20 protein-coding genes and 1 other RNA gene are annotated in these 22,039 nt (G+C 46.4%); 18 read left to right on the top strand and 3 right to left on the bottom strand.

Annotated features, from left to right (window positions below):
• The first annotated feature begins 21 nt into the window (after positions 1–21).
• The 9 genes from glyQ to rnpB all read left to right on the top strand — a co-directional run bounded on the left by glyQ (position 22) and on the right by rnpB (position 9,896).
• A complete protein-coding gene (gene glyQ, locus MKY24_RS17775; protein ID WP_069080383.1) occupies positions 22–909 on the top strand; it encodes a glycine--tRNA ligase subunit alpha in 888 nt (295 codons plus the stop codon).
• Entirely contained in the window at positions 902–2,977 is a 2,076-nt protein-coding gene (gene glyS, locus MKY24_RS17770) for a glycine--tRNA ligase subunit beta (RefSeq protein WP_339200529.1), read from the top strand. The genes glyQ and glyS overlap by 8 nt, the downstream gene beginning before the upstream one ends.
• A 121-nt stretch (positions 2,978–3,098) precedes the next feature.
• Entirely contained in the window at positions 3,099–3,575 is a 477-nt protein-coding gene (locus MKY24_RS17765; RefSeq protein ID WP_013311130.1) for a YaiI/YqxD family protein, read from the top strand.
• Complete coding sequence (dnaG, locus tag MKY24_RS17760) at positions 3,568–5,442, top strand: DNA primase (RefSeq protein WP_025722118.1); 1,875 nt, start codon at positions 3,568–3,570, stop codon at positions 5,440–5,442. The genes MKY24_RS17765 and dnaG overlap by 8 nt, the downstream gene beginning before the upstream one ends.
• Positions 5,443–5,485: 43 nt before the next feature.
• Positions 5,486–6,619, top strand: a complete 1,134-nt coding sequence (rpoD, locus tag MKY24_RS17755) for an RNA polymerase sigma factor RpoD (RefSeq protein WP_007431230.1) — start codon at positions 5,486–5,488, stop codon at positions 6,617–6,619.
• Between the two features lie 87 nt (positions 6,620–6,706).
• Positions 6,707–7,546: a hypothetical protein gene (locus MKY24_RS17750; protein WP_279834736.1), complete on the top strand. Its 840-nt coding sequence runs from the start codon at positions 6,707–6,709 to the stop codon at positions 7,544–7,546.
• Positions 7,543–8,304, top strand: a complete 762-nt coding sequence (locus MKY24_RS17745) for a tRNA (adenine(22)-N(1))-methyltransferase TrmK (protein ID WP_023989476.1) — start codon at positions 7,543–7,545, stop codon at positions 8,302–8,304. Before MKY24_RS17750 ends, MKY24_RS17745 begins: the two co-directional genes overlap by 4 nt.
• The gene (locus MKY24_RS17740) at positions 8,280–9,395 is read left to right on the top strand and encodes a Nif3-like dinuclear metal center hexameric protein (RefSeq protein ID WP_339200526.1); all 1,116 of its coding nucleotides are present in this window, start codon (positions 8,280–8,282) and stop codon (positions 9,393–9,395) included. Before MKY24_RS17745 ends, MKY24_RS17740 begins: the two co-directional genes overlap by 25 nt.
• A gap of 102 nt (positions 9,396–9,497) precedes the next feature.
• Positions 9,498–9,896, top strand: an RNA gene (rnpB, locus tag MKY24_RS17735) — RNase P RNA component class A.
• Between the two features lie 413 nt (positions 9,897–10,309).
• Here the strand turns inward: rnpB and MKY24_RS17730 are convergent.
• A complete protein-coding gene (locus MKY24_RS17730; RefSeq protein WP_028540464.1) occupies positions 10,310–11,530 on the bottom strand; it encodes a PLP-dependent aminotransferase family protein in 1,221 nt (406 codons plus the stop codon).
• 116 nt (positions 11,531–11,646) lie between these two features.
• On the opposite strand from MKY24_RS17730, the gene MKY24_RS17725 reads away from it, so the two are divergent.
• Entirely contained in the window at positions 11,647–13,122 is a 1,476-nt protein-coding gene (locus MKY24_RS17725; RefSeq protein ID WP_053325778.1) for a PLP-dependent aminotransferase family protein, read from the top strand.
• Between the two features lie 88 nt (positions 13,123–13,210).
• Positions 13,211–13,441 (top strand): hypothetical protein, encoded by a 231-nt coding sequence (locus tag MKY24_RS17720; RefSeq protein WP_071558470.1) that lies wholly within the window; start codon positions 13,211–13,213, stop codon positions 13,439–13,441.
• 57 nt (positions 13,442–13,498) lie between these two features.
• Here the strand turns inward: MKY24_RS17720 and MKY24_RS17715 are convergent, their stop codons facing one another.
• Positions 13,499–15,379 (bottom strand): S8 family peptidase, encoded by a 1,881-nt coding sequence (locus tag MKY24_RS17715; RefSeq protein WP_209942897.1) that lies wholly within the window; start codon positions 15,377–15,379, stop codon positions 13,499–13,501.
• Positions 15,380–15,565: 186 nt separating this feature from the next.
• Between MKY24_RS17715 and MKY24_RS17710 the strand changes: the two genes are divergently transcribed.
• The 6 genes from MKY24_RS17710 to thiI all read left to right on the top strand — a co-directional run bounded on the left by MKY24_RS17710 (position 15,566) and on the right by thiI (position 20,368).
• Positions 15,566–16,072, top strand: coding sequence for a YpuI family protein (locus MKY24_RS17710; protein WP_023989471.1), 507 nt, complete (start codon positions 15,566–15,568; stop codon positions 16,070–16,072).
• Positions 16,073–16,254: 182 nt separating this feature from the next.
• Positions 16,255–16,482, top strand: a complete 228-nt coding sequence (locus MKY24_RS17705; RefSeq protein WP_339202355.1) for a DUF1540 domain-containing protein — start codon at positions 16,255–16,257, stop codon at positions 16,480–16,482.
• 44 nt (positions 16,483–16,526) lie between these two features.
• Complete coding sequence (locus MKY24_RS17700) at positions 16,527–16,919, top strand: hypothetical protein (protein WP_023989470.1); 393 nt, start codon at positions 16,527–16,529, stop codon at positions 16,917–16,919.
• Between the two features lie 222 nt (positions 16,920–17,141).
• The gene (locus MKY24_RS17695; RefSeq protein ID WP_023989469.1) at positions 17,142–17,834 is read left to right on the top strand and encodes a lytic transglycosylase domain-containing protein; all 693 of its coding nucleotides are present in this window, start codon (positions 17,142–17,144) and stop codon (positions 17,832–17,834) included.
• Positions 17,835–17,991: 157 nt separating this feature from the next.
• Complete coding sequence (locus MKY24_RS17690; RefSeq protein WP_028540469.1) at positions 17,992–19,140, top strand: cysteine desulfurase family protein; 1,149 nt, start codon at positions 17,992–17,994, stop codon at positions 19,138–19,140.
• Position 19,141: 1 nt separating this feature from the next.
• A complete protein-coding gene (thiI, locus tag MKY24_RS17685) occupies positions 19,142–20,368 on the top strand; it encodes a tRNA uracil 4-sulfurtransferase ThiI (protein ID WP_075154457.1) in 1,227 nt (408 codons plus the stop codon).
• A 72-nt stretch (positions 20,369–20,440) separates the two neighbouring features.
• Here the strand turns inward: thiI and MKY24_RS17680 are convergent, their stop codons facing one another.
• Positions 20,441–21,136: a TerC family protein gene (locus MKY24_RS17680; protein WP_025722107.1), complete on the bottom strand. Its 696-nt coding sequence runs from the start codon at positions 21,134–21,136 to the stop codon at positions 20,441–20,443.
• Positions 21,137–21,353: 217 nt separating this feature from the next.
• Here MKY24_RS17680 and MKY24_RS17675 point away from each other — a divergent pair, with 217 nt between their 5' ends.
• Positions 21,354–22,013, top strand: a complete 660-nt coding sequence (locus MKY24_RS17675) for a TerC family protein (RefSeq protein ID WP_023989465.1) — start codon at positions 21,354–21,356, stop codon at positions 22,011–22,013.
• The last annotated feature ends 26 nt before the right edge of the window (positions 22,014–22,039 follow it).

Here is a 22,039-nt window from a genome sequence, read left to right as displayed (position 1 = left end):
TTGGAAAGGGAGCGTGTACCAATGAATTTTCAGCAGATGATTTTAACGCTGCAACAATTTTGGGCTGAACACAACTGTATTATTGTACAGCCGTATGACACGGAAAAAGGGGCAGGCACGATGAACCCGATGACGTATTTACGTTCGATCGGACCTGAGCCGTGGAACGTAGCTTATGTTGAGCCTTCTCGTCGTCCGTCAGACGGACGTTATGGTGAGAACCCGAATCGCCTGTATCAGCATCATCAGTTTCAAGTAGTTTTGAAGCCTTCACCAGATAACATTCAGGAATTGTATTTGGAGAGTTTGAGCCGTTTGGGCATTAACCCTCTGGAGCATGATATTCGTTTCGTTGAAGACAACTGGGAAGCACCAACGCTGGGAGCGTGGGGCTTAGGTTGGGAAGTATGGCTGGACGGTATGGAAATTACTCAATTCACGTATTTCCAGCAAGTGGGCGGTATTGATGCCAGTCCAGTTGCCGTAGAAATCACGTACGGTATGGAGCGTCTTGCTTCCTACATCCAGGACAAGGAGAATGTGTTCGATTTGGAGTGGGTCAATGGAATCACGTACGGTGATGTCTTCCACCAGCCTGAATTTGAGCATTCTAAGTATACGTTCGAAGTATCTGACGTCAAAATGCTCTTTACTCTTTTTAATATGTACGAAGAAGAGGCAAATAAAGCGATGACGCAGCATCTTGTGTTTCCAGCCTATGATTATGTGCTGAAATGTTCTCATGCGTTCAACTTGCTGGACGCTCGCGGAGCGATCAGTGTGACAGAACGGACTGGGTTTATTATACGAGTGCGTAATTTGGCGCGTCAGGTGGCTGCGACCTATCTGGAGGAGCGCGAGAAGCTGGGCTTCCCGCTGTTGAAGAAAGGAGGTGCGGCAAATGTCTAAGGATTTATTGTTTGAGATCGGGTTGGAAGAAGTCCCTGCACGTTTTATCCCGAATGCAATTCAGCAGTTGAAGCAACGTATGACGGCGTGGCTTGACAGTTCGCGTATTGCTTATGGTGCTGTAGAGGCTTATGCTACACCTCGCCGTTTGGCGGTACTTGTCAAGGAAGTAGCGGAGAAGCAGGAAGATATTAACGAAGAAGTTAAAGGTCCTTCCCGCAAAATCGCACTCGACGAGGCTGGTAACTGGAGCAAGGCTGCACTAGGCTTTGCTCGCAGCCAAGGTGTTGATCCTGAACAGTTCACGTTCAAGGAGCTTGGAGGCGTGGAATATATTTACGCAACTAAGAGCAGCATAGGTGTACCAACAGCGGATGTACTGTCCGAAGGTTTATTGCACATTTTACATGCCATGACATTCCCTAAATTCATGCGCTGGGCAAGTTATGACTTTAAATTTGTTCGTCCGATCCGCTGGTTGATTGCCTTGTTTGGTAGCGATATTGTTAATTTGGAGATTGCCGGCGTGCAGTCAGGAAATGTGACAAGAGGGCATCGTTTCCTGGGACAGGATGCCGTAGTAGAAAGTCCAGCTGACTATGTTGAAGTGCTTCGCAAGCAGCATGTCATTGTGGACATTGAGGAACGTCAATCGCTTATTGTAAAGCAGATTGAAGCGCTGGCTGCCGAAAAAGATTGGACGATTGCGGTCAAGGATGACTTGCTGGAAGAAGTGCTGTATTTGGTGGAAACCCCAACAGTACTGTTCGGAGGTTTTGATCCTGCGTTCCTGAACATTCCGAAAGATGTACTCATTACTTCCATGCGCGAACATCAACGCTATTTCCCAGTGCTGGATCACACAGGAGAGCTATTGCCATACTTTGTTACGGTACGTAACGGAGGAAGTCAATCGCTGGAAGTCATTGCTAAAGGGAATGAAAAAGTATTGCGTGCGCGGCTGTCTGATGCCAAATTCTTTTATGAAGAAGATCAGAAGCTGGAAATTAAGGAAGCACTATCCAAACTGGAAAGTATCGTTTTCCACGAAGAGCTGGGAACGGTTGGAGACAAAGTGCGCCGGATTCGCCGTATTGCTGATGCTCTGGCAGAGAAGCTTCGCGTTTCTCCAGATACACAGGAGTCGGTTAGTCGAGCAGCGGATATTTGTAAATTTGACCTGGTAACACAAATGGTATATGAGTTCCCAGAACTGCAAGGTGTAATGGGTGAGGATTATGCTCGTAAGGCTGGAGAGAAGGAAGAAGTGGCAAGAGCGGTGTTTGAGCATTACCAGCCGCGTTATGCAGGAGAAACGGTTCCTTCAACGAATGCTGGAGCGATTGTAAGTATCGCAGACAAGATAGATACCATTACAGGCTGCTTCTCTATCGGTATTATTCCAACAGGTTCACAGGACCCTTACGCGCTTCGTCGCCAGGCAGCAGGTATTGTGCAGATATTGTTGGATCGTAAGCTTTCGGCTACGTTGTCTGATGTGTTCAATATCGCGCTCGAGGTGCATGGCAACCTTGGAAATATGAAACGTTCCGCTGATGAAATACGTAAAGAATTACATGAGTTTTTCGGATTACGCGTGAAGAAACTATTGTCTGAGACACTTCGTTATGACGTTGTTGATGCTGTACTTGCAGCTGGATATGACGATGTTGCTTCCGTTGTTAACCGCGGAACTGCGTTAATGACTGCCGTACAAACAGGTGAGGTATTCAAAGCAACAGTTGAGTCCTTTAATCGTGTAGGTAATCTGGCTGCTAAAGCAGTTCATAAGTCAGTTAATACAGGTGAGTTTACGGAGCAAGGCGAAAAAACGCTTTACGAAGCATGGTATAGCGCTTTTGAATCTTATAGCGTAGCTTTACAGGAAGGTGATGCGACACGGGCGTTAGCGCTTGCTTCATCCATTACCCCTGCGGTGACGGCGTTCTTTGATTCCGTTATGGTTATGGCTGAGGATGATGCTGTTCGTAATAATCGTTTGGCATTGCTGGCTGCTATTGACTCAGAACTGAAGCGTTTTGCCGATTTTTCCAAGCTTGTAGTTTAAACGTCAGTTGTGGTAGTATGAACAACTTGAAAAAATGGGTATAAATATACGGAACGGTGTAAGAGTAATCTTGCAGCCGTTCCGTATTTTACTCGAATGCGGATGGAGATGGGGGATGCTCATGGAGGGAACCGGAACTTTACTGGATGTGCGGATCGTTGTTGACGGGGACGCTTGTCCTGTTAAAAGTGAAATTGCGGAGATAGCTTCCCGTTTTCATATTGAGGTTATTATGGTATCTTCATATGATCATCTCATTCAGGGCAGCAAAGGCGTAAGCATCGTTAAAGTAGACCGAAGCGACCAAAGTGCCGATCTCTATATTGCCAATCATATCCGCCGCGGCGATATTGTAACCACCAATGATTATGGTCTTGCTGCACTTGCCTTGGCAAAAGGTTGTGAAGTGATGTCTTTTCGCGGAGCTATGTATCGAAACGATTCGATAGATTTCATGCTTGACCGACGTCATACTTCTGCCAAAGAACGGAAAAAAGGACGTTATGGAAAAGGTCCTAAACCGTTTACATTAGAGGATCGTGAAGTTTTTCAACATAAACTGACAAAACTTTTACTTCGCTTGCAGGAGAATGAGTAACGGTATCGAATTATATTTACGTGCTAAAGAGATGAAGGTGGTTAATATGAGTGCCGGACAAGGTAACATACCGGACGATATCATTGAGTCAGTTTTACAACATCATGATATTGTAGATACGGTAAGCAAGTACGTGCATTTGACCAAGCAGGGGAAGTATATGAAAGGCCTCTGTCCTTTTCATTCCGAAAAAACCCCTTCATTCACCGTGACACCGGATCGTCAGATTTTTTACTGCTACGGCTGCGGCGCGGGAGGCAATGCCATCAAGTTTATGATGGAAATCGAAGGACTATCCTTTCCCGAAGCTGTCAGGACAATGGCAGAAGAAAGTCATATCCCGCTCGGCGAATGGCAGGGACGTGATTCATCGCATCAGCATCCTGAGTTGGACAGGCTGTTGCAAGCGTATGAGTTAACTTCTAAGATGTACCATTTTTTGCTTAAAAATACGGAGCACGGCAAACCAGCGATGGAATACTTGCGTTCACGAGGATTCAGTGACAAGATCATTGATCAATTTCAAATTGGCTATGCACCCAACCGATGGGATACGATCGTTCAGTTTCTGGAGAAGCGTTCTTTTGATCCCGTGGAGATGGAAAAGGGAGGGCTTATTTCTCCCCGGCATGAGGGTGATGGATATGTGGATCGGTTCAGAGATCGTATCATGTTTCCCATTTGGAATCGCAACGGAAAAGTTATTGCTTTTGCAGGCCGTATACTTGGTGAGGGACAGCCAAAGTATTTGAATTCACCAGAGACCAAGCTATTCAACAAGAGCCGAACGCTGTACAATCTTCATCATGCTAAAACCTCAATTCGCAAGCTCCGCCAGAGTGTTCTTTTTGAAGGCTACGGTGATGTCATCTCGGCATGGGAAGCTGGCGTACAAAATGGGGTGGCCGCCATGGGCACTGCTCTAACGGAGCACCATGCTACGATGTTAAAAGGACTGTGCGATGAGGTCATTATTTGTTATGATGGTGACCGGGCAGGACAAGCTGCTGCGCTTAAAAATTTTCCGCTGTTGGAAAATGCGGGACTTCACGTGAAAGTAGCGCTGGTCAGTGACGGTATGGACCCGGATGATTTTATCCGGCAATACGGCGGCGAACGATTCCAGCGTCAAATTATCGAAAGTGCTGTTTCAACGGTGAAATTTAAGCTTATATATCTGAAAAAAAACCATATACTGCAAGAGGAAGAAGGAAGAATCGCGTATTCCCGCGAAGCATTAAATGTCATTGCACCTCTGTCATCCCCGACCGAGCGGGAAGTGTATCTGCGCGAAGTATCAGCCGAAGTCAAGGTGGATTTTGAAACCTTGAAGCAAGAATGCAATTTACTGCGTCAATCCCTGCAAAAAAAACAGAACTTTGGGGATAATAACGAAAATGGGTGGAATAATGGTAGGCATAAAAAAGGGCAGGTCTCCACACCTAATCTGTTGCCGGCTTACCATGTGGCTGAGCGCAGGCTGCTTCACTGGATGATGCAGGATTTAGAAGCTGCAGAGTATGTAGAAAAGCATCTGGGCGACGCCTTTAATATTGAGGATCATGCAGCAATTGCTGCTTATCTATATGCCTATTACGCGCAAGGGAAGTTACCAGATACAAGCCGTTTTATTTCATCTTTGCAAGACGACCGGCTGGAGAAGAACGTAAGTTCGATCATGATGATGGATGCTCCAGGCGTATGGGCACCGCACATTTTGGATGATTATATTCATCAGGTGCGAAAATTTCCATTGCAGGAGCAACTGGATTTGAAAAGGGAAGAAATGAGAGCCGCTGAGCGCTTGGGTGACTTTTTGCGCGCAGCACAAATTGCAAGTGAGATTATAGCCCTAGAGAGACAATGAACACACAGAGGTCGGATGTTTCTAGGGAGGAGGGAGTCGAAAGATGGCGAATGATCAGCATACTGAACTGGAGACGGAACTAACACTGGATCAGGTCAAAGATCAACTGATTGAGTTGGGTAAAAAAAGTTCTTCTCTGAACTACAAAGATATCATGGAAAAACTGTCGCCGTTTGATCAGGACCCCGAGCAAATGGATGAGTTTTATGAGCAACTGGGTGACTTGGGGATTGAAGTTGTGAATGACAACGACGAAGAAGTTACCAGATTGCGTCAAAATGACGACCCGGAAAATAATGATGGGGATGATTTTAATTTCGATGACGATCTGAGCCTGCCTCCCGGTATTAAAATTAATGACCCGGTCCGGATGTACTTGAAGGAAATCGGTCGTGTACCGTTGCTTTCTGCTGATGATGAGGTGGAGCTTGCCAAACGGATCAATAACGGCGATGAAGAAGCTAAGCGTCGGTTGGCAGAAGCGAACTTGCGTCTGGTTGTAAGTATTGCCAAACGTTATGTTGGTCGCGGAATGCTTTTCCTGGATCTGATTCAGGAAGGTAATATGGGTTTGATTAAGGCAGTAGAAAAATTTGATTACGAAAAAGGCTTTAAATTCAGTACGTATGCAACCTGGTGGATTCGTCAGGCCATTACGCGCGCAATAGCCGATCAGGCGAGAACAATCCGTATTCCGGTGCATATGGTGGAAACGATCAACAAGCTGATTCGCGTATCGCGTCAACTGTTGCAAGAGTTGGGGCGCGAACCTACGCCGGAGGAAGTGGCTGCCGAGATGGAGCTGAGCGTGGAAAAAGTACGGGAAATTATGAAAATTGCCCAAGAACCTGTTTCATTGGAAACACCAATTGGTGAAGAGGATGACTCACATCTGGGGGATTTCATTGAGGATCAAGAAGCATTGGCGCCTGCAGATGCGGCTGCCTATGAACTTCTGAAGGAACAGCTCGAGGATGTACTGGATACGTTAACCGAACGGGAAGAGAATGTTTTGCGTCTCCGCTTTGGTTTGGACGACGGAAGAACCAGAACCCTTGAAGAAGTGGGTAAAGTGTTCGGTGTTACACGTGAACGTATTCGTCAGATTGAGGCCAAAGCGCTGCGTAAGTTGCGCCATCCAAGCCGCAGTAAGCGACTGAAGGATTTCCTCGAATAGAAGCGTAACATTGCGGACCTTCTGCGGCTTGAAGCGCGCAGGAGGTCTTTTTTTATCTCATGGCAGCCTTGGTGGAGGGGAAGAAGCTTGGACCAGGAGAAAAAACGGGCAATACTGTTACATGAAATTGAGCATTGGCGGCGAAGTCGGCTGCTCCCTGAGCAATATTGCGATTTTTTGTCTAACCTGTATCGGGAGGACGAAGATCCGTCGCAGAGCCAGAACCGTAACAACACCGGGCTGCTTACATATCTTAGACACGGGCATGGGATCGCCTGGCTTCTTGGTTTTGTCATTATTTCCTGCATTTGTTTGATCGGTTTTTATTTTACCGCTTTTCCGTTGGCAATGCAAATATTCTCGGCAAGTGCAGTTACTACGATTTGCTATGGAGTGGCCGCATTTTGGCGGTCTTCCGAAAAGAGTATGAGTGCGATGTTGAGCACTTTAGGCAGTGCGATTATGCTGGGTTCGGGTGTGTGGATCATTCAGCTCCATCAAGGTGAAGCTAAGGTTTGGTTTCTTTTGCTCGTAGGCCTATGCGGTGTGGTATGGTGTCTTGTGGGATTAACTTTGCGGATCAGCTTACTTCATTACTGTGGTCTTGCTGGGCTGCTTTTAGTGTACGCGGTCCTTATAGGCCGCCACTGGCCTACAGCAACTTTAGTGATGCTTGAGGCATTTTGGATTTTGCACGCAGTATTGTTGATCTGGCTAAGCTGGTGGGTACATCGCCGCTTTCCGGGTCTCGCTTTGATTTATTTCGCTATAGGCATGACACTAGCATTCATGGCTGAAGCAGACATGATTATCCTGCGCCATCAAGCGGCGGGTGATGTGGTATTTTACAGCATACTGAAGTTGGCATTTGTTGTAGGAATTTTATTTTGGACTCGAAAAAAATGGATTACGTGGGTGACGTCATGAAACTTTCTCAACGATTACAATATATTATGGAACAAATTCCTGCCGGGAGCAGACTTGCGGATATTGGCTCGGATCATGGACTACTCCCTGTGGCTGCAGTGCGTAGTGGCAGAGTACCGCAAGCCGTGGCGGGTGAGGTCAACGATGGTCCGTTACGTGCGGCTCAAAAGCAGGTGGCCGAAGCAGGTCTTACTGATCGCATTGCGGTTAGAAAGGGAGATGGCTTGGCTGTAATTAAGGCCAATGAGGTTGATGTTATTACGATAGCCGGCATGGGTGGTGCCTTGATCGCTTCCATTTTAGAGCAAGGGAAAGACAAGCTTGTTTCAGTGAAACAGCTTGTTCTACAGCCTAACGTAGGCGAGGATATCTTACGCCGTTGGCTCATCGAACATCAATGGGTACTAACAAGTGAACATATTATGGAAGAAGACGGAAAAATATATGAAATTCTGACGGCCGTACCTGATTCGGTAAGCCCACTGAAACAGGATGAGCTGTATCAACCATGGAAACTTCCCGATAGTTCGCTGGTACTGACACAGGATTTGTTAATGCAACTCGGACCGCTATTGGTCAAAGCACCGAATGAAATCTTTTTTTATAAATGGAAATTGGAGATTCGCAAGCTTGAGGATGTGCTGGCACAAGTGGCACGATCAGATCAGGAATCCGCACAGCATAAGCGGGAGCAATTGCGCAAGCAAATTGAACAGCTAGAGGAGGTACTTGCATGTTTGCCAAAGGACAGACAGTGATTAGCTACATGGAGCAGCTGGCTCCGAAATACTTGGCAGTTCCGGACGATAGAATCGGGCTTCAGCTGGGTAGTCTGCAAAAGGAAATCAAAAACATATTAGTAGCCCTGGATGTTAATGATGAGGTTGTCGAAGAGGCAATCCGTATAAAAGCTGATCTCATTATTGCACATCATGCGATTATATTCCGCCCACTTAAAGCATTGAACACGGATCAGCCTGCGGGCAGATTGTATGAAAAGCTGATCAAGAATGATATTGCTGTCTACATCAGTCATACGAATCTGGATACGGCTGAGGACGGCATGAATGACTGGATGGCGGAAGCTCTGGGTATTCAAAGTGAAGGTACGCTGGAGGATGTTCACACCGAGCAATTATTCAAGCTTGTTGTTTTCGTACCCAAAACACATCATCAACGGGTACTTGATGCCGTATTAGGGGCGGGAGCTGGACATATCGGCAACTACAGCCATTGCAGCTTTAACATTGACGGCTACGGAACTTTTGTACCGGGTGAAGGCACACAGCCGTTTTTGGGTGAGCCGGGTAAAATGGAACGTAGTGAAGAGGTTCGTATTGAGACCATTGTACCGCAGGGTGTACGCAGTAAAGTTGTTCAAGCGATGCTGAAGGCTCATCCTTATGAAGAGGTGGCTTATGACCTGTACCATATGGATTTGCAAGGCCGTAGCTTTGGTTTGGGGCGGGTCGGCAAGCTCAAGGAAACCTGCACGTTACGGGAGTTTGTCGATGTTGTAAAAAACGGTCTCAACGTCGAGCATGTACGTGTGGTGGGCGACTTAGATCGTACGATCAAAAAGGCAGCCGTGCTTGGGGGCTCTGGTAGCCGTTATGTGAACAAGTCGCTCTTTAAGGGAGCTGACGTATTAGTCACGGGGGATATTGACTATCACACGGCTCAGGATGCCCTTATGGCGGGGATTGCTATTATTGACCCTGGACATAACGCTGAAAAGATTATGAAGCCTAAAACTGCAGAGTGGATGCGTAAATGCTTGGTAGAAGGTCGATACTCAACAGAAGTACATGTATCTCAGGTGGAAACCGAGCCTTTTCAATTTTTGTAAAACCAACGCCTATGAGAAAATAAAGGGAGCTTTCTACTTTTTACAATATTTTCAGGGTTGTATCATGCGCGCGTTCCCTGTATACTATGTAATGTTGTTCGGAAAGTTTGACAGACAATCGCTGGCGGCGTGAGCCGCGAGAGGAAAGTCCGGGCTCCATAGGGCAGGATGCTGGATAACGTCCAGTCAGCGCGAGTTGAAGGATAGTGCCACAGAAATGGACCGCCGATGGCCGCTTGCGGCACAGGCAAGGATGGAACCGAGGTGTAAGAGACCCCGAGGAACGCTGGTGACTTCGTTCCTGGTAAACCCCATCTGGAGCAAGACCTAATGGGACACAGCTTCTTCGCGAAGCAGCCTTAGCCCGAGGCGTGTCTAGGTTGGTCGCTGGAGCTGGATAGCAATGTTCGGCCTAGATAGATGATTGTCGCTTGTAGTGGGAGGGTAGTTCCCGTCTGTACCACGAATAGCACAGAACCCGGCTTACGGAAAACTTTCCCCACTGCAACACCTTAAAATGTATAAATTTAACTTTTGTAAATGACCTGTTTGCATGAAAGCTTTTAATCCAAATGTATTTATTGAATTAAAAAGGGTGTGTCATATTCCAACGGGAATCATGGCACACCCTTTTTAACATACCGTATTTACGCAGAAATAGTGCCTTCTTAGAATGAAGCCCCCAGCATAATTACTGGGGCTTTCATTTTAATTTTTACTTCCTCTACCGTAAAACCGTTCGAGGATGAGGCACGTAGTTAGTGTAGCAACGCATTTGAATCTGTAGAAGCGAGGCCTGCACCTTTGTCCCAGATTCCACCATACTATTCAAATTCCAAACGAATCAGGGGTAACAGCGATCGTAAATCAAATGATTGGTGAAGCGGCCTCACGTACATATCCTGCCAACTCCATCATCGCACGCTTTTTACCACACTTTCCTCTGTGTACATCTTCAGTGCTCGATCCAATCGGTCAACCGCTTTAGGCAGCAGGGAAGGATCCGTATGCGTGAAGTTGATCCGCATGTGGTTGCTGCCACTTAGGTCAGCATAGAAGACTTGTCCGGGGACAAATGCGACTCCTTCCTGAATTGCGAGTTGCAGCAACCGATCAGAACGGAAGCCCTCGGGTAGAGTAACCCACATAAACATACCGCCGAGTGCATCATTCCAGGTGATTCCTTCCCATTGACGTTCTTTCATCAGCGATGTGAGACGTAGCATACGAGTGTAGTACTCGGCGGACACGGTACGAATATGTCCGTCCAAGTCAAAAAAGTCCAATAACTCATTCAAAGCACGTTGATCAATACTGCTGGAGTGCAGATCGGCAGATTGTTTGGCATTCGCGACTTTAACGACGATAGCTTGATCGGCTACCAACCATCCAGAGCGAACACCAGGAGCAACGGTTTTAGAGAATGTAGAAGTGTACATCACATGACCGTCTCCACCTAGTTGTTGATCAATTGAGAAAAGGGATGGAAAGTTAAGGTTTTCGTCAAATTTAAGACGTCCGTAAGGATCATCTTCAAAAATCAAAGTGCCGTATTTACGGCATAGTTCAACAACGCCTGTTCTGCGTTCCATACTCCAAACACTTCCTGCCGGGTTGGAGAAGGTGGGGATGACATACACGAATTTAGGCTGATGTTTTTTGATCTTGGCTTCAAGATCTTCTAATCGCATACCGTTAGAGTCTGTATCTACACTTACAATGTTGGCACCATAGGAATTAAATACCTGAAGAGCTGCCAAATAAGTAGGGGACTCCACCAATACAGTATCCTGCGGATCGAGCAACACACGCGAAACCAGATCAATGGTCTGCTGTGAGCCCGTCGTCATGATGATATTATCTCTGGTGACGGAGATGCCTTGGGATGACATGATTGCTGCAAGACGTTCCCGTAGAGGAATGTAGCCCTCGGTTAGGCCGTATTGAAGAGCGGTAGTACCGCCGAGACGAAATACCCGCTCATAGGCTTTAGCAACAGCTTCGATGGGGAAAAAGGCATCGGCCGGAAGGCCGCCTGCCAGAGATAATACATCTGTTCCCTGTGTCAGCTTTAAAATGTCCCTTACCATGGACGAGCCCTGAGTACGAGCCATACCCGAAAATTTGTGTTCCAATCCAATCATCTCCTGTGTTCTATACTGTACTATGAAATTTGTTGTATTATATCGATAATGAAGTATAACAGTAAACGTCTAAATGTAACAGTTGATTTTTGGAGGGGACGGTTCCGATGCATATTGATCTCAGCCGCAATAGCAGTGTCAAATTATATTTACAGATTGCCAAAACATTAGCAGATCGCATCCAGTCTGGATTGCTGCCTCAGGGCACAAAGCTTCCCTCTGTCCGTCATTTGTCCAGTCTGCTTGCGGTAAGTCCCGTAACTGTAAGCAAGGCGTATGCTGAGTTGGAGTCTATTCATTTGGTTACCTGTACACAGGGAAAAGGTTGCTATGTAGCGGAGCCTTCGGTAGCTGTTCAACGTGAGGGAGCACAGGACTTGTCATGGCAAATGTCGCTGATCGATTATTTGCCGCGCGCACAGTTATGGAGAAACTTTAACCATAGCAGACAGTTTCCTTATTCTTTTCATATAGCAGCAATTCAACCGGAGCTTCTTCCTACACGCGAAATCATCGCTGATACTCAACGTCTATCCTCTGGAAATCCCGATGCAATGGCAGCATACGGGACTTTTGAAGGTGATTTAGCGCTGAGGGAAGTGTTTGCAGATCACCTGAACGAACGCGGTATATGCACAGTGGCAGAACAGCTGCTCGTGACTAGTGGTGCCCAACAGGGCATTGACTTGGTGGCACGTACCTTTGTTGGTTCTGGTGATGTTGTCTACATGGAGGCTCCTACATATACGGGGGCCATTGATGTGTTTACCAGTCGTGGTGCCAAAGTAATTATGATTCCGATGGATGAGCAGGGCATGCGGATTGATATCCTCACACGTCTCTGTGACACTCATCCCCCAAAACTAATCTACACGATACCCACCTTTCATAATCCTACCGGAGTAACTTTAACGATGGCCAGACGCACACAATTACTGGATCTAGCTCAAAGTTATCATTGCCTCATTGTTGAGGATGATCCATTTTCCGACCTATACTATAAAACAAAGCCGCCACTCTCTATCAAGGCGCATGATCAGTCCGGACATGTGATATATATCAAAAGCTTTAGCAAAACCGTTGCTCCCGGCTGCCGTATAGCTTGTGTAGCGGCCACTGGCAGTGTAATGGATCGTTTGGTGGCTGCCAAGTCTACTACGGATTTGGGGAGCCCTCTATTAACGCAAAAAGCGCTATTGCCCTTTATCAAGAACCGACTTGATCAGCATCTTGTTAGGTTGCGGGAACAAATGCGGGATCGGTTGACAGTCGCGTTGCATACGCTCCAGCGCTATGCTCCGCCAGAGGTCAGTTGGTATGCCCCCGAAGGCGGCTTAAATGTGTGGATTAAGCTTCCTCCTAATGTTGATATTCCAGAATTGGAGCGGCTGGCTGACCGAGAAGGAGTTTCCTTTTTACCTGGTGCAGTATGCTATGCAGGTGGTATGGACAGTAATCATATCCGTATTTCTTTTTCGTATGCGGACAAGGAAACACTTAAAACAGGTCTTCACAAACTGTGCCGTTTGTTGGGCGAACTGCTTGATCATTCGGTCATTGTTGAACGGAAGCCTATTTTATAAGGGATATTTGTATTAGGGGGTAAACATCCAAGCACAGCACCCGCCTTCATAATATGCTGTACTAATTCACCGAAAGGAGTTGCACATTATGAGTCATTGCCCTTACGACCCGATCGTGTGCCCGCCGATCCAATTTGTAAATCATCAATTTTTCCCACAAGTCGTGCCTGTGGTTCATCCGATTGAAATTGTTAATCAGACGCACATTGTACCTGTACCTCATCACGTATTTCCGGTGAGTATAAAGGACCCTGGAGAACCTTGCTGTCATACTCGCAGTCATGGCAAGCGTCCTGTTCGAAGCAGTTCCAAGCGTTAATAAAGCCCAAAAAAGCAGCCATGGAGCAACATGGCTGCTTTTTTCCAATAAGGAATCTTACGTTTCCAGTTTCTTTAATATTGATTTTAACTTGTCACTTAAATGCTGTGGATAGAATTGCAAAGGAACATATGGACGTTGTGCTGCTTTCAACGCTTTATACACGTCAATTTGACCATATCCGAAATACTTGTCATGCCCGGGTGTGCCCAAGTCAATTACGCTGCTTCTCATTAAATCCATAACCTCTTTGTTGGTCAGATCGGGGTTAATGGATCGAATCAGTGCAGCAAGCGCTGATACATGGGGACTGGCCATTGAAGTACCCGACAGTGCAGCATATTGGTTCCCTGGGTACGTACTGGCAATACTTGCACCTGGAGCCATGACGTCTACATAATCTCCATAGTTAGAAAAGGATGCACGGTGCATAGAAGAATCTGTAGCGGAAACGGCAAATACTTCAGGATACGCTGCTGGATAGCCAGGTCGTTCCGTATTGTCATTACCTGTAGCTGCAACTAATACGACATCTTTATCATAGGCGTATTTGATCGCATCATGCAAAAATTCAGCTTGTGCGTAATTGCCCAGACTCAAATTGATGACCTTGGCCCCATGATCAGCTGCCCATATAATACCTTCTGCAACCGAGTAAGTCGTACCGGAGCCGGATTGGTCAAGTACCTTAATCGGCATGACTTTGTTGTACCATGTCATGCCAGCGACCCCCTCACCATTATTCACGAGGGCAGAAATGATGCCAGCGACGTGCGTTCCGTGACCGACGTCATCATAAGGCTTTTCAGACGGATTTACCACGTTATGACCTGAAAGGATTTGACCTTTTAGGTCGGGGTGATCCAAATCTACTCCTGTATCTACGACAGCGACAATTACGTCCTTGCTGCCTTTGCTTAATTTCCAACCCCGGTTGGTTTCAGTAGCCGGCAGATTCCATTGATAGCGGGAAAAGAGCAAATCATTGGGGATAGAGCTGTCCGCTTTGATAGGTGTTTTCTCATTGGTTAGATACATATAGTGAGGCTCAGTATAAAGCGGGTTCCACTTTCTTGAAAAATATTGTTTTAGTTCCTTGAAGTTCATCTTATCCGAATGAAATACATAGGTATAACCAAGCTTGCGGCCTGGCGCACAGTGTAAATCTGCTGCAATTTCCTGCAGCTGTCGTGAATCAGGATTGTGACGGAAGCGAACGACAATTTCGTTTTCGAAATAATGGCTTGCATTTTCGTTGTCATGGCCCGTCTTGACAGTAATATCGTGCAATGTGTCGGGATGTACGGATTCGATTTTGTAGCTGCCTTCTTTTGGATAGGGAATCAAACGCAAATTCTTCCGCTGATGCTTCTCCACGTCACGCAATACTTGCTGACTGACCAGGGCAGCAACGCCGCATGTTCCGTCAGCCGATGGTTCTGCCATGACAAAATATTTACCGCCTTCAGCCTGAAATGCAGCAGATTCGTAGGATTTATTTTGCATGACGGAACGGCGAGCCGCAGCCAAGCTGCTGTTGATTTGAGGATGACTGAGCAGACGAGTTTGTGCTTTGCTGCCCGTGTAGGTGCTCGTGTTCCCGTCGCGTGTGTGAATCCACAGTAACGTATGAAGATGACTGTGCGATTGCTGTAGCGTGCGAGTAAACTGTCTTTTCTGATCAGCAGTTTTACCATCAAGCTCCCGCATCACGTATTGAATATCCTGCCTTGCATCCATGCGTGTGAGGGTATCCGTAGCGGACAGGTCCAAAGCCAACATTCCTTTTTTGAGCTGCTTCTCTTGCTGTGGCACCATCTTGGCCGTATATTCGGGTTGCGGTGTAGGGCGATGATCACGGGAAGGCAGCATCAGTGTGATGAGAAGCACCCCGGCAGCTGCTCCTAGCAGGGGTTTTAACCATTTTCGCCGAGACATGGGACCGTCCTCCTTGAGTATTCATAAATTTATGGTTTAGCGTGAGGAGGTTGGCATGTTTTTATACCTTTCAATGCTCATTTGTGGTAGGATAAATACTGAAAATTACAGCTCTTTCGGTTAGAAGGGACTATTTTCGGGTAACCAAATTGATGAACAAGCAACAAATAAGGGGGAGCTGCCTTGATGTCAGCAGTCAACGTACAAAAATTATGTGAGTCGGCGCAGGAGAGACTGAAAACTGCCGTGAAACGGGTGGAAACATTCCTCAATGAGCATGCTCTGCCGCAACTGGCTACAGATGGCAATGAGGAGTCCGTACTTTTTTACAAAGGCTTTTTGTCGGATCTCCGTCATGTCCTTGTTTTTTCCGAAGTATCTTATGAAAAGCTGGGTGTGGCTTTACGCCGTGCCAATTTTGACGTCGATTTTGCGGAAAAGGCATTGTATAACGTTTACCATGACTGCGTGAACAGCTTTTTTTATCCCAAAAATGAATCTTACGCAGAGGATGGACGCTATGCGTATACGGGACAAGATGCTATCCGCTTCCGTAAAACGCCAGTGCCAGCCGCTCGCGAAGTGATCATGGACATCACGAAAAATTTTGAAGAATTGCGTGATGATCTGACTTATTATGAAAGTGACTATTTGACTCAGCGCCGGATGCAGACTCGACGTACTCATGCCTAAAGCATTCAACGGGGAAGATCATTTCTAATCAAAAACTAAGACAAGCAAGCCGTTTTCTACTTGCTTCCTGCCATTTTGGAGGAGGTGAAGGAAGCGGCTTTTTTCGTATGTCACCAACTGCCATATACCATGAACGCATAGGTGCAGGGTAGCGGGGGGACAATGAATCCGAGGTGATGATCATGAGCCAAGAGGCCAAGCCAATCGTTAAGTGTAGCGTAGCCAATTGCCATTATTGGGGAGAAAATAACTTGTGCAAGGCAGATTTGATCATGATTGAAGTTGATGGTCATGCCGGAAAGAAATTTAAAGAAGAATATGCGGGGGAAAGCTTCAGTTCAGAAGAACGTGATAAGGCTGCCATGTCAGCCGCAACCTGTTGCCACACTTTTAAGCCGAAGTCCGTGTGAATTTTATTACGCGATTCATTTCGCATTTGGAGGTGCAGTTTATTATGGAAGATCATGAAAACGACAAGCATCAGAATGAAGAGCATGTTAGCCGCAAACGTGTAGATTACCCCCGTCACATTCATGAACGATCTGCCAAGCGCCGTAATGATCGTGAAGAATATGCAGCAGAGGTTGCTCCCGGATCAGTTGTGACTCGACATGAGGTCAAGGGTGAAGAGCAGGTTATAAACAATAGTGGTCGTATTTCTGGCTATATTGGTCTGGCTGCAGGAATTGCCTCATTGTTTATGTGGTCAATTGTGCTGGGGCCTATTGCTGCAGTTTTAGGTTTTTTTGCTTATGTGAATGGCAGCAAAACGACCGGCATTTGGTCGATTGGTCTTGGGGCGCTGGCAACATTGAGTTATTTTGCTTTTATCCCGTTCGTTCGTTGAGCCTACTGGAGGAAAAAGCTCAGTTTTCTTTTGTATATCCGAGAAAAATCATCTTAGTGATATAATTACATTAAAGCTGATCTATAAAGCTCCGCTGTCTTTTCGACAGAAACGGAGCTTTTTTTCATTAAAAGGTATGGAAGTACATAGTAAAAAGTTGTATCATAGCAGTAATGACAAGCTATTTGGGATATAACAACTATAGAAAGTTGGGAACACCACATGCAAATTGATCCGCGCGTGTCCAAGTCCATGTTAGACATGCAGCTGTTAAATAATATGAGTGCTACAACCCAGACGGGTACAACGGACGCTTTTTCCGGATTACTGGAACAAGTAGGTCAGTTGGAAACAGATGGTGCTGTGACTCGAGAAAATTCAAGTGATGTTACCAGAGACGAAAACGGTTTACTATGGCTTCAATTGGGACCTTCCAGGGGAACGGCTTCGTCACTGTATCCCGCTCCTTCCAGTACAGCAACAGACGGACCCACAACACCTACAGCATATGATGATTTGATTAACGAGGCTAGTCAGAAATACGGCATTCCAGTAGCGTTGATTAAAGCAGTTATTGATACGGAATCTTCATTTAATCCGTCGGTCACTTCTTCGGCTGGAGCCAAAGGGCTTATGCAGCTTATGGATGCTACGGCTCAAGGTCTGGGAGTCAGTGACCCATATGATCCTGTTCAAAATATTGATGCAGGTGTTCGTTATTTGTCTTACCAGATTAAACGGTTTAACGGACAAGAAAATATGGCGCTGGCTGCATATAATGCAGGTCCCGGGCGGGTGCAGCGGCTTGGTGTAAATAGTGATGAACAGTTAATGGCTGTACTGGACAAGCTTCCGCTGGAAACGCAAAGATATATTACCAAAATTCAAAATGCACGTGAAAAATATACGATCTAAGCCCTATAGCTTATAACGAAAAAAAGTGCGTAATTTCATTTAGATTAGGTCCGCAGATAGGATCAATATGGGGAAAGGGTGTCGCTATAATGTAGCGGCCTTTCCCTGTTTTGGTCTTTTTTTGTTGTAGCAGTTATAGGAGAGAAAGGGGAGTGTAATGAAATATTTTGATTATGCGGCGACAACTCCACCTTTTGAAGAGGTGATTACAACAGTTGCCGAGGTCATGAGACGCCACTATGGGAATCCATCTTCAATGCATCGGTATGGAGAGGACGCGGATAAGTTGCTTAAGCGTTCGCGCGAAGTATGTGCTGCGGCTTTGGGAGTGTATCCATCAGAGATTGTCTTCACATCCGGAGCAACGGAAAGCAACAATCTTGCTATTAAGGGAGCAGCTTTGCAGTATCAGACCAGAGGCAAGCATATTGTTACTGTATCAACAGAGCACCCGTCTGTGTACGAAGCTTGCAGACAACTGACAAATCTGGGCTTCGAGGTTACATTTTTACCTGTCGATGCGGAGGGGCATGTGAGCGCCGAACAGGTTTGTGCCGCTGTCCGTAAAGATACGATTTTAGTCAGTATCATGCATGTCAATAATGAGACGGGAAGGGTGCAACCGTTGCATGATATCGGAGCTGCGCTCAAGAAACAGTTCCCCCGTGTGCTATTTCATATTGACGGTGTACAGGGGTTTGGAAAGCTACCGGTTGATATCCGGGGCTGGCAGGCTGATCTGTACAGCCTCTCTGCGCATAAGCTGCGTGGACCCAAAGGTGCTGGACTACTATTCGTTCGGGAAGGTGTGGAGCTTTTCCCACTGCATAGTGGCGGCTCTCAGGAGCAGGGTTTTCGTGCAGGTACGGAAAATGTACCGCTGCTAGTCGGTATGTCTAAGGCGGTAAGGTTGGCGGGCGAACGGCAAGCAGAGACAGCACGCCGTATGACCGAGTGGAGAGAACGGGTGGTCGCAGAAGTGAAGACAATCCGTCAACTGCGGCTGAACAGCGGGGAAGAAGCGCCGCATATTGTCCACTTTTCGTATCCGGGCATGAAGGCCGAGGTAATGCTGCATACGTTGGAGCAATTGGGTGTGGTAGTATCCACCAAATCGGCTTGCTCTTCGAAATTGGCTGAACCCAGTCGGGTGCTGCTGGCGATGGGATGCAATGAGGCGGAAGCGTCTGGCGGCATTCGTATCAGCTTCGGTGATGAGCATTCGGAACAGGATATCGATGAGCTTATACTTGCACTGCGACAGGCTGTAGCCAAGCTGGAATCCCTTGAAAGGTGGAAACGTTAAAATGCACTATGATATGTTGTTACTTCGCTTCGGTGAATTTACATTAAAAGGGAAGAATCGGACTCGTTTTGAAAAGGCAGTACTGAATCACGTGAAGCTGCTACTCAAACCGTTTCCCGGTGCTTCTTTGCGGAAGGAATTTGGACGGATTTATGTGGTTCTCGGAGGAGAGCCTTATGAACAGATCATTCAAGTGTTACAAAAAGTGTTTGGCATCACGACAATAAGTCCTGTCAAAATGGCTCCTGTCGAGCTTGGTGCTATAATTGAGACCGCTGTAGCTTTGATGCGTGAGCTGAATGTGGACGAGGGAACGACTTTCAAGGTAAATGCCCGCAGAGTGTGGAAGGAATTTGCCCATTCTTCACAAGAGATGAACCATTTAATTGGTTCTCCTATTTTGCGAGAGTTTCAAGCGTTGAGGGTCGATGTACATCGACCAGATATTGAGTTACGTGTGGAGGTTAGAGAGCAGGCGGCCTATATATTCAGCGATGTTATTATGGCTGTAGGGGGCTTTCCGTTAGGAACGAACGGTAAAGCTATGCTGCTGCTGTCTGGTGGAATTGATAGCCCGGTAGCAGGGTGGTCTTCCATGCGTAGAGGATTGGAAATTGAATGTGTGCATTTTTATAGCTATCCGTTTACAAGTGAGCGTGCGAAAGAAAAGGTCATTGAATTGGCAAGGGTCTTAGCAGGCTATGCGGGTCGGATTAAAATCCACCTTGTGCCGTTTACAGAGGTGCAGACGGCCTTTACGCGCACTGGACAGGATAATCTGATTATTACGTTAATGAGACGGTCTATGTTACGAATTGCAACGATGCTGGCTGAGCGTGAAGGAGCACTGGCACTCGTGACGGGCGACAGTCTGGGGCAAGTCGCTAGTCAAACGTTATCCAGCATGAATGTGATTGGCCGTTCGACAGAATTACCATTGCTGCGACCTCTCGTAATGATGGATAAGCAGGAGATCACGGAAATCGCAAAGCAAATTGGCACCTACGATCTATCCATCCTTCCATATGAGGATTGCTGCACATTGTTTGTTCCCAAATCCCCAACCACCAATCCGAATTTGTGGGTTGTTCAAAAGATTGAAGCCTCTATTCGGGATTTAAATGCCTTGATTGAACAGGCTGTGGCTGAAACGGAGACACTTGTCCTGGAGACAGGTGGAGCTATAGAGGGGCGTAAAGAGGAAGTTATACAGGAAGATTGGTTTTAAAATAAAAAAGCAGACCCACCAGCTAATTTGGGTCTGCCTTTTTATTTTAGTTAAAACAGTTTTTGAATCATTTTAGACGGCTTTTTCTCGACTGGATACTGCTCTGCGATTTTGAAGATATCCTGTGAGCAAAATACCAGCCATAACTGCGGCAATAAACAAGATACGCAGCGCAGGGTGCTCGGTAAAATAGGGTTCCAGCTTACGTTCTTCAGTAATCATATTAGAGGCTGTATAACCAAGAACAGCCGATCCCAAATAGATAATCCAGGGAAATTTATTGATCAGTTTGATAAAAAGAGTGCTACCCCATACAACGATCGGTACGCTAATTAACAGGCCAAGCACTACAAGTAGCAAATGCTGCTGGGCCGCGCCAGCAACCGCAATCACGTTGTCCAGACCCATAGCCGCATCGGCTACAACAATCGTGCGGATAGCACCCCATAACGTTGTTCCCGCTTTGACTTCGGTATGGTCCTCCTGGTCTACGAGTAACTTATACGCGATCCAGACTAACATGACACCCCCGATGAGTAACAACCACGGTACTTGAAGCAACCAGAGTACCACAATGGTGGCTGCTATGCGAATGAGCAGGGCACCACCGGTACCGTACAGTATCGCTTTTTTTTGCGTGGCAGGAGGCAGCTTTCTGGCGGCAAGTCCAATTACAATCGCATTATCTCCTGCGAGCAGAAGATCAATAAATATCACATTAAGCAGTAGCCAAAAGAACTGAAGTCCGGACATATCAATCGTTCTCATCTCCCTGATTAAACATCCTAAAATCATTGTATGTTGTTTATTTTAATACCCGTTTTTCGGAAATACGATTCATTATATTGCTGTTTGTTATTGATTTCAAGGTCTTTACTCAACAAATTTGACATCAATTTTTAATAAATGATGACTTATTTGACAAGGCTTATAAGCATAGCCTCGTCCTATTTCGCATACAAGTAGGATGGGGGTGTTTGTACACATGGAGCATATCATTTTGCTGTTGAAAATATTAATGATTAATTTGGTATTAAGCGGTGATAATGCAGTTGTTATAGCCATGGCGAGCAAAAACTTGCCTGCAAGGCAGCGGAGTCAAGCTATATGGTGGGGGGCAGTCGGTGCAGTCCTCCTGCGCTGTGTTTTGACTTTTGTAGCTGTCATTTTGCTGGGCATACCCTTTATTCAGGCGGCAGGCGGTCTACTTCTGTTATGGATTGCGTTTAAGCTGCTTTATGAGAATGAGGATCATGTGGGAGTCAGAGCAGAAACAACCATATGGAAGGCTATACAGGTGATTCTGGTAGCGGACTTTGTGATGAGTCTAGATAACGTATTAGCTATTGCAGCCCTAGCAGATGGGGATATCGCCATTATCGTCATTGGTATTGCAATTAGCATTCCGATTGTCGTCTGGGGCAGCAACGTGATTGCGATCTGGCTTCATCGGTTCCCTGTACTTGTTTTGCTTGGATCTGCAATCCTGGCTTTTACGGCAGGAGAAATGCTACTCCGTGATCCCCGATTGGGTGTGTGGTTAGCAGGTGCGGGGGAGCTAATACATGCATGGTTACCGGGACTTTTGGCCGCAGCAGTTGTCATTGTAGGAATATATCGTCAGTTACGAGCTCGCCATATTTGAACGTAGTTTTTTTGGAAAACATCGGC

This window comes from Paenibacillus sp. FSL P2-0322, assembly GCF_037975315.1.
Taxonomy (GTDB): Bacteria; Bacillota; Bacilli; order Paenibacillales; family Paenibacillaceae; genus Paenibacillus; species Paenibacillus polymyxa_B.
Note: the sequence above shows the minus strand (reverse complement) of the source record. Positions and strands in the feature narration are given on the sequence as shown.

Bases quoted from the DNA above. Each gene is read 5' to 3' on its own strand.
- MKY24_RS17715 (WP_209942897.1), bottom strand. From the start codon at position 15,379: ATGTCTCGGCGAAAATGGTTAAAACCCCTGCTAGGAGCAGCTGCCGGG.
- thiI (WP_075154457.1), top strand. From the start codon at position 19,142: ATGCACTATGATATGTTGTTACTTCGCTTCGGTGAATTTACATTAAAA.
- MKY24_RS17680 (WP_025722107.1), bottom strand. From the start codon at position 21,136: ATGAGAACGATTGATATGTCCGGACTTCAGTTCTTTTGGCTACTGCTT.
- rpoD (WP_007431230.1), top strand. From the start codon at position 5,486: ATGGCGAATGATCAGCATACTGAACTGGAGACGGAACTAACACTGGAT.
- glyQ (WP_069080383.1), top strand. From the start codon at position 22: ATGAATTTTCAGCAGATGATTTTAACGCTGCAACAATTTTGGGCTGAA.
- MKY24_RS17745 (WP_023989476.1), top strand. From the start codon at position 7,543: ATGAAACTTTCTCAACGATTACAATATATTATGGAACAAATTCCTGCC.
- MKY24_RS17700 (WP_023989470.1), top strand. From the start codon at position 16,527: ATGGAAGATCATGAAAACGACAAGCATCAGAATGAAGAGCATGTTAGC.
- MKY24_RS17765 (WP_013311130.1), top strand. From the start codon at position 3,099: ATGGAGGGAACCGGAACTTTACTGGATGTGCGGATCGTTGTTGACGGG.
- MKY24_RS17720 (WP_071558470.1), top strand. From the start codon at position 13,211: ATGAGTCATTGCCCTTACGACCCGATCGTGTGCCCGCCGATCCAATTT.
- MKY24_RS17705 (WP_339202355.1), top strand. From the start codon at position 16,255: ATGAGCCAAGAGGCCAAGCCAATCGTTAAGTGTAGCGTAGCCAATTGC.
- dnaG (WP_025722118.1), top strand. From the start codon at position 3,568: ATGAGTAACGGTATCGAATTATATTTACGTGCTAAAGAGATGAAGGTG.
- MKY24_RS17675 (WP_023989465.1), top strand. From the start codon at position 21,354: ATGGAGCATATCATTTTGCTGTTGAAAATATTAATGATTAATTTGGTA.
- MKY24_RS17725 (WP_053325778.1), top strand. From the start codon at position 11,647: ATGCATATTGATCTCAGCCGCAATAGCAGTGTCAAATTATATTTACAG.
- glyS (WP_339200529.1), top strand. From the start codon at position 902: ATGTCTAAGGATTTATTGTTTGAGATCGGGTTGGAAGAAGTCCCTGCA.
- MKY24_RS17690 (WP_028540469.1), top strand. From the start codon at position 17,992: ATGAAATATTTTGATTATGCGGCGACAACTCCACCTTTTGAAGAGGTG.
- MKY24_RS17710 (WP_023989471.1), top strand. From the start codon at position 15,566: ATGTCAGCAGTCAACGTACAAAAATTATGTGAGTCGGCGCAGGAGAGA.
- MKY24_RS17695 (WP_023989469.1), top strand. From the start codon at position 17,142: ATGCAAATTGATCCGCGCGTGTCCAAGTCCATGTTAGACATGCAGCTG.
- MKY24_RS17740 (WP_339200526.1), top strand. From the start codon at position 8,280: ATGTTTGCCAAAGGACAGACAGTGATTAGCTACATGGAGCAGCTGGCT.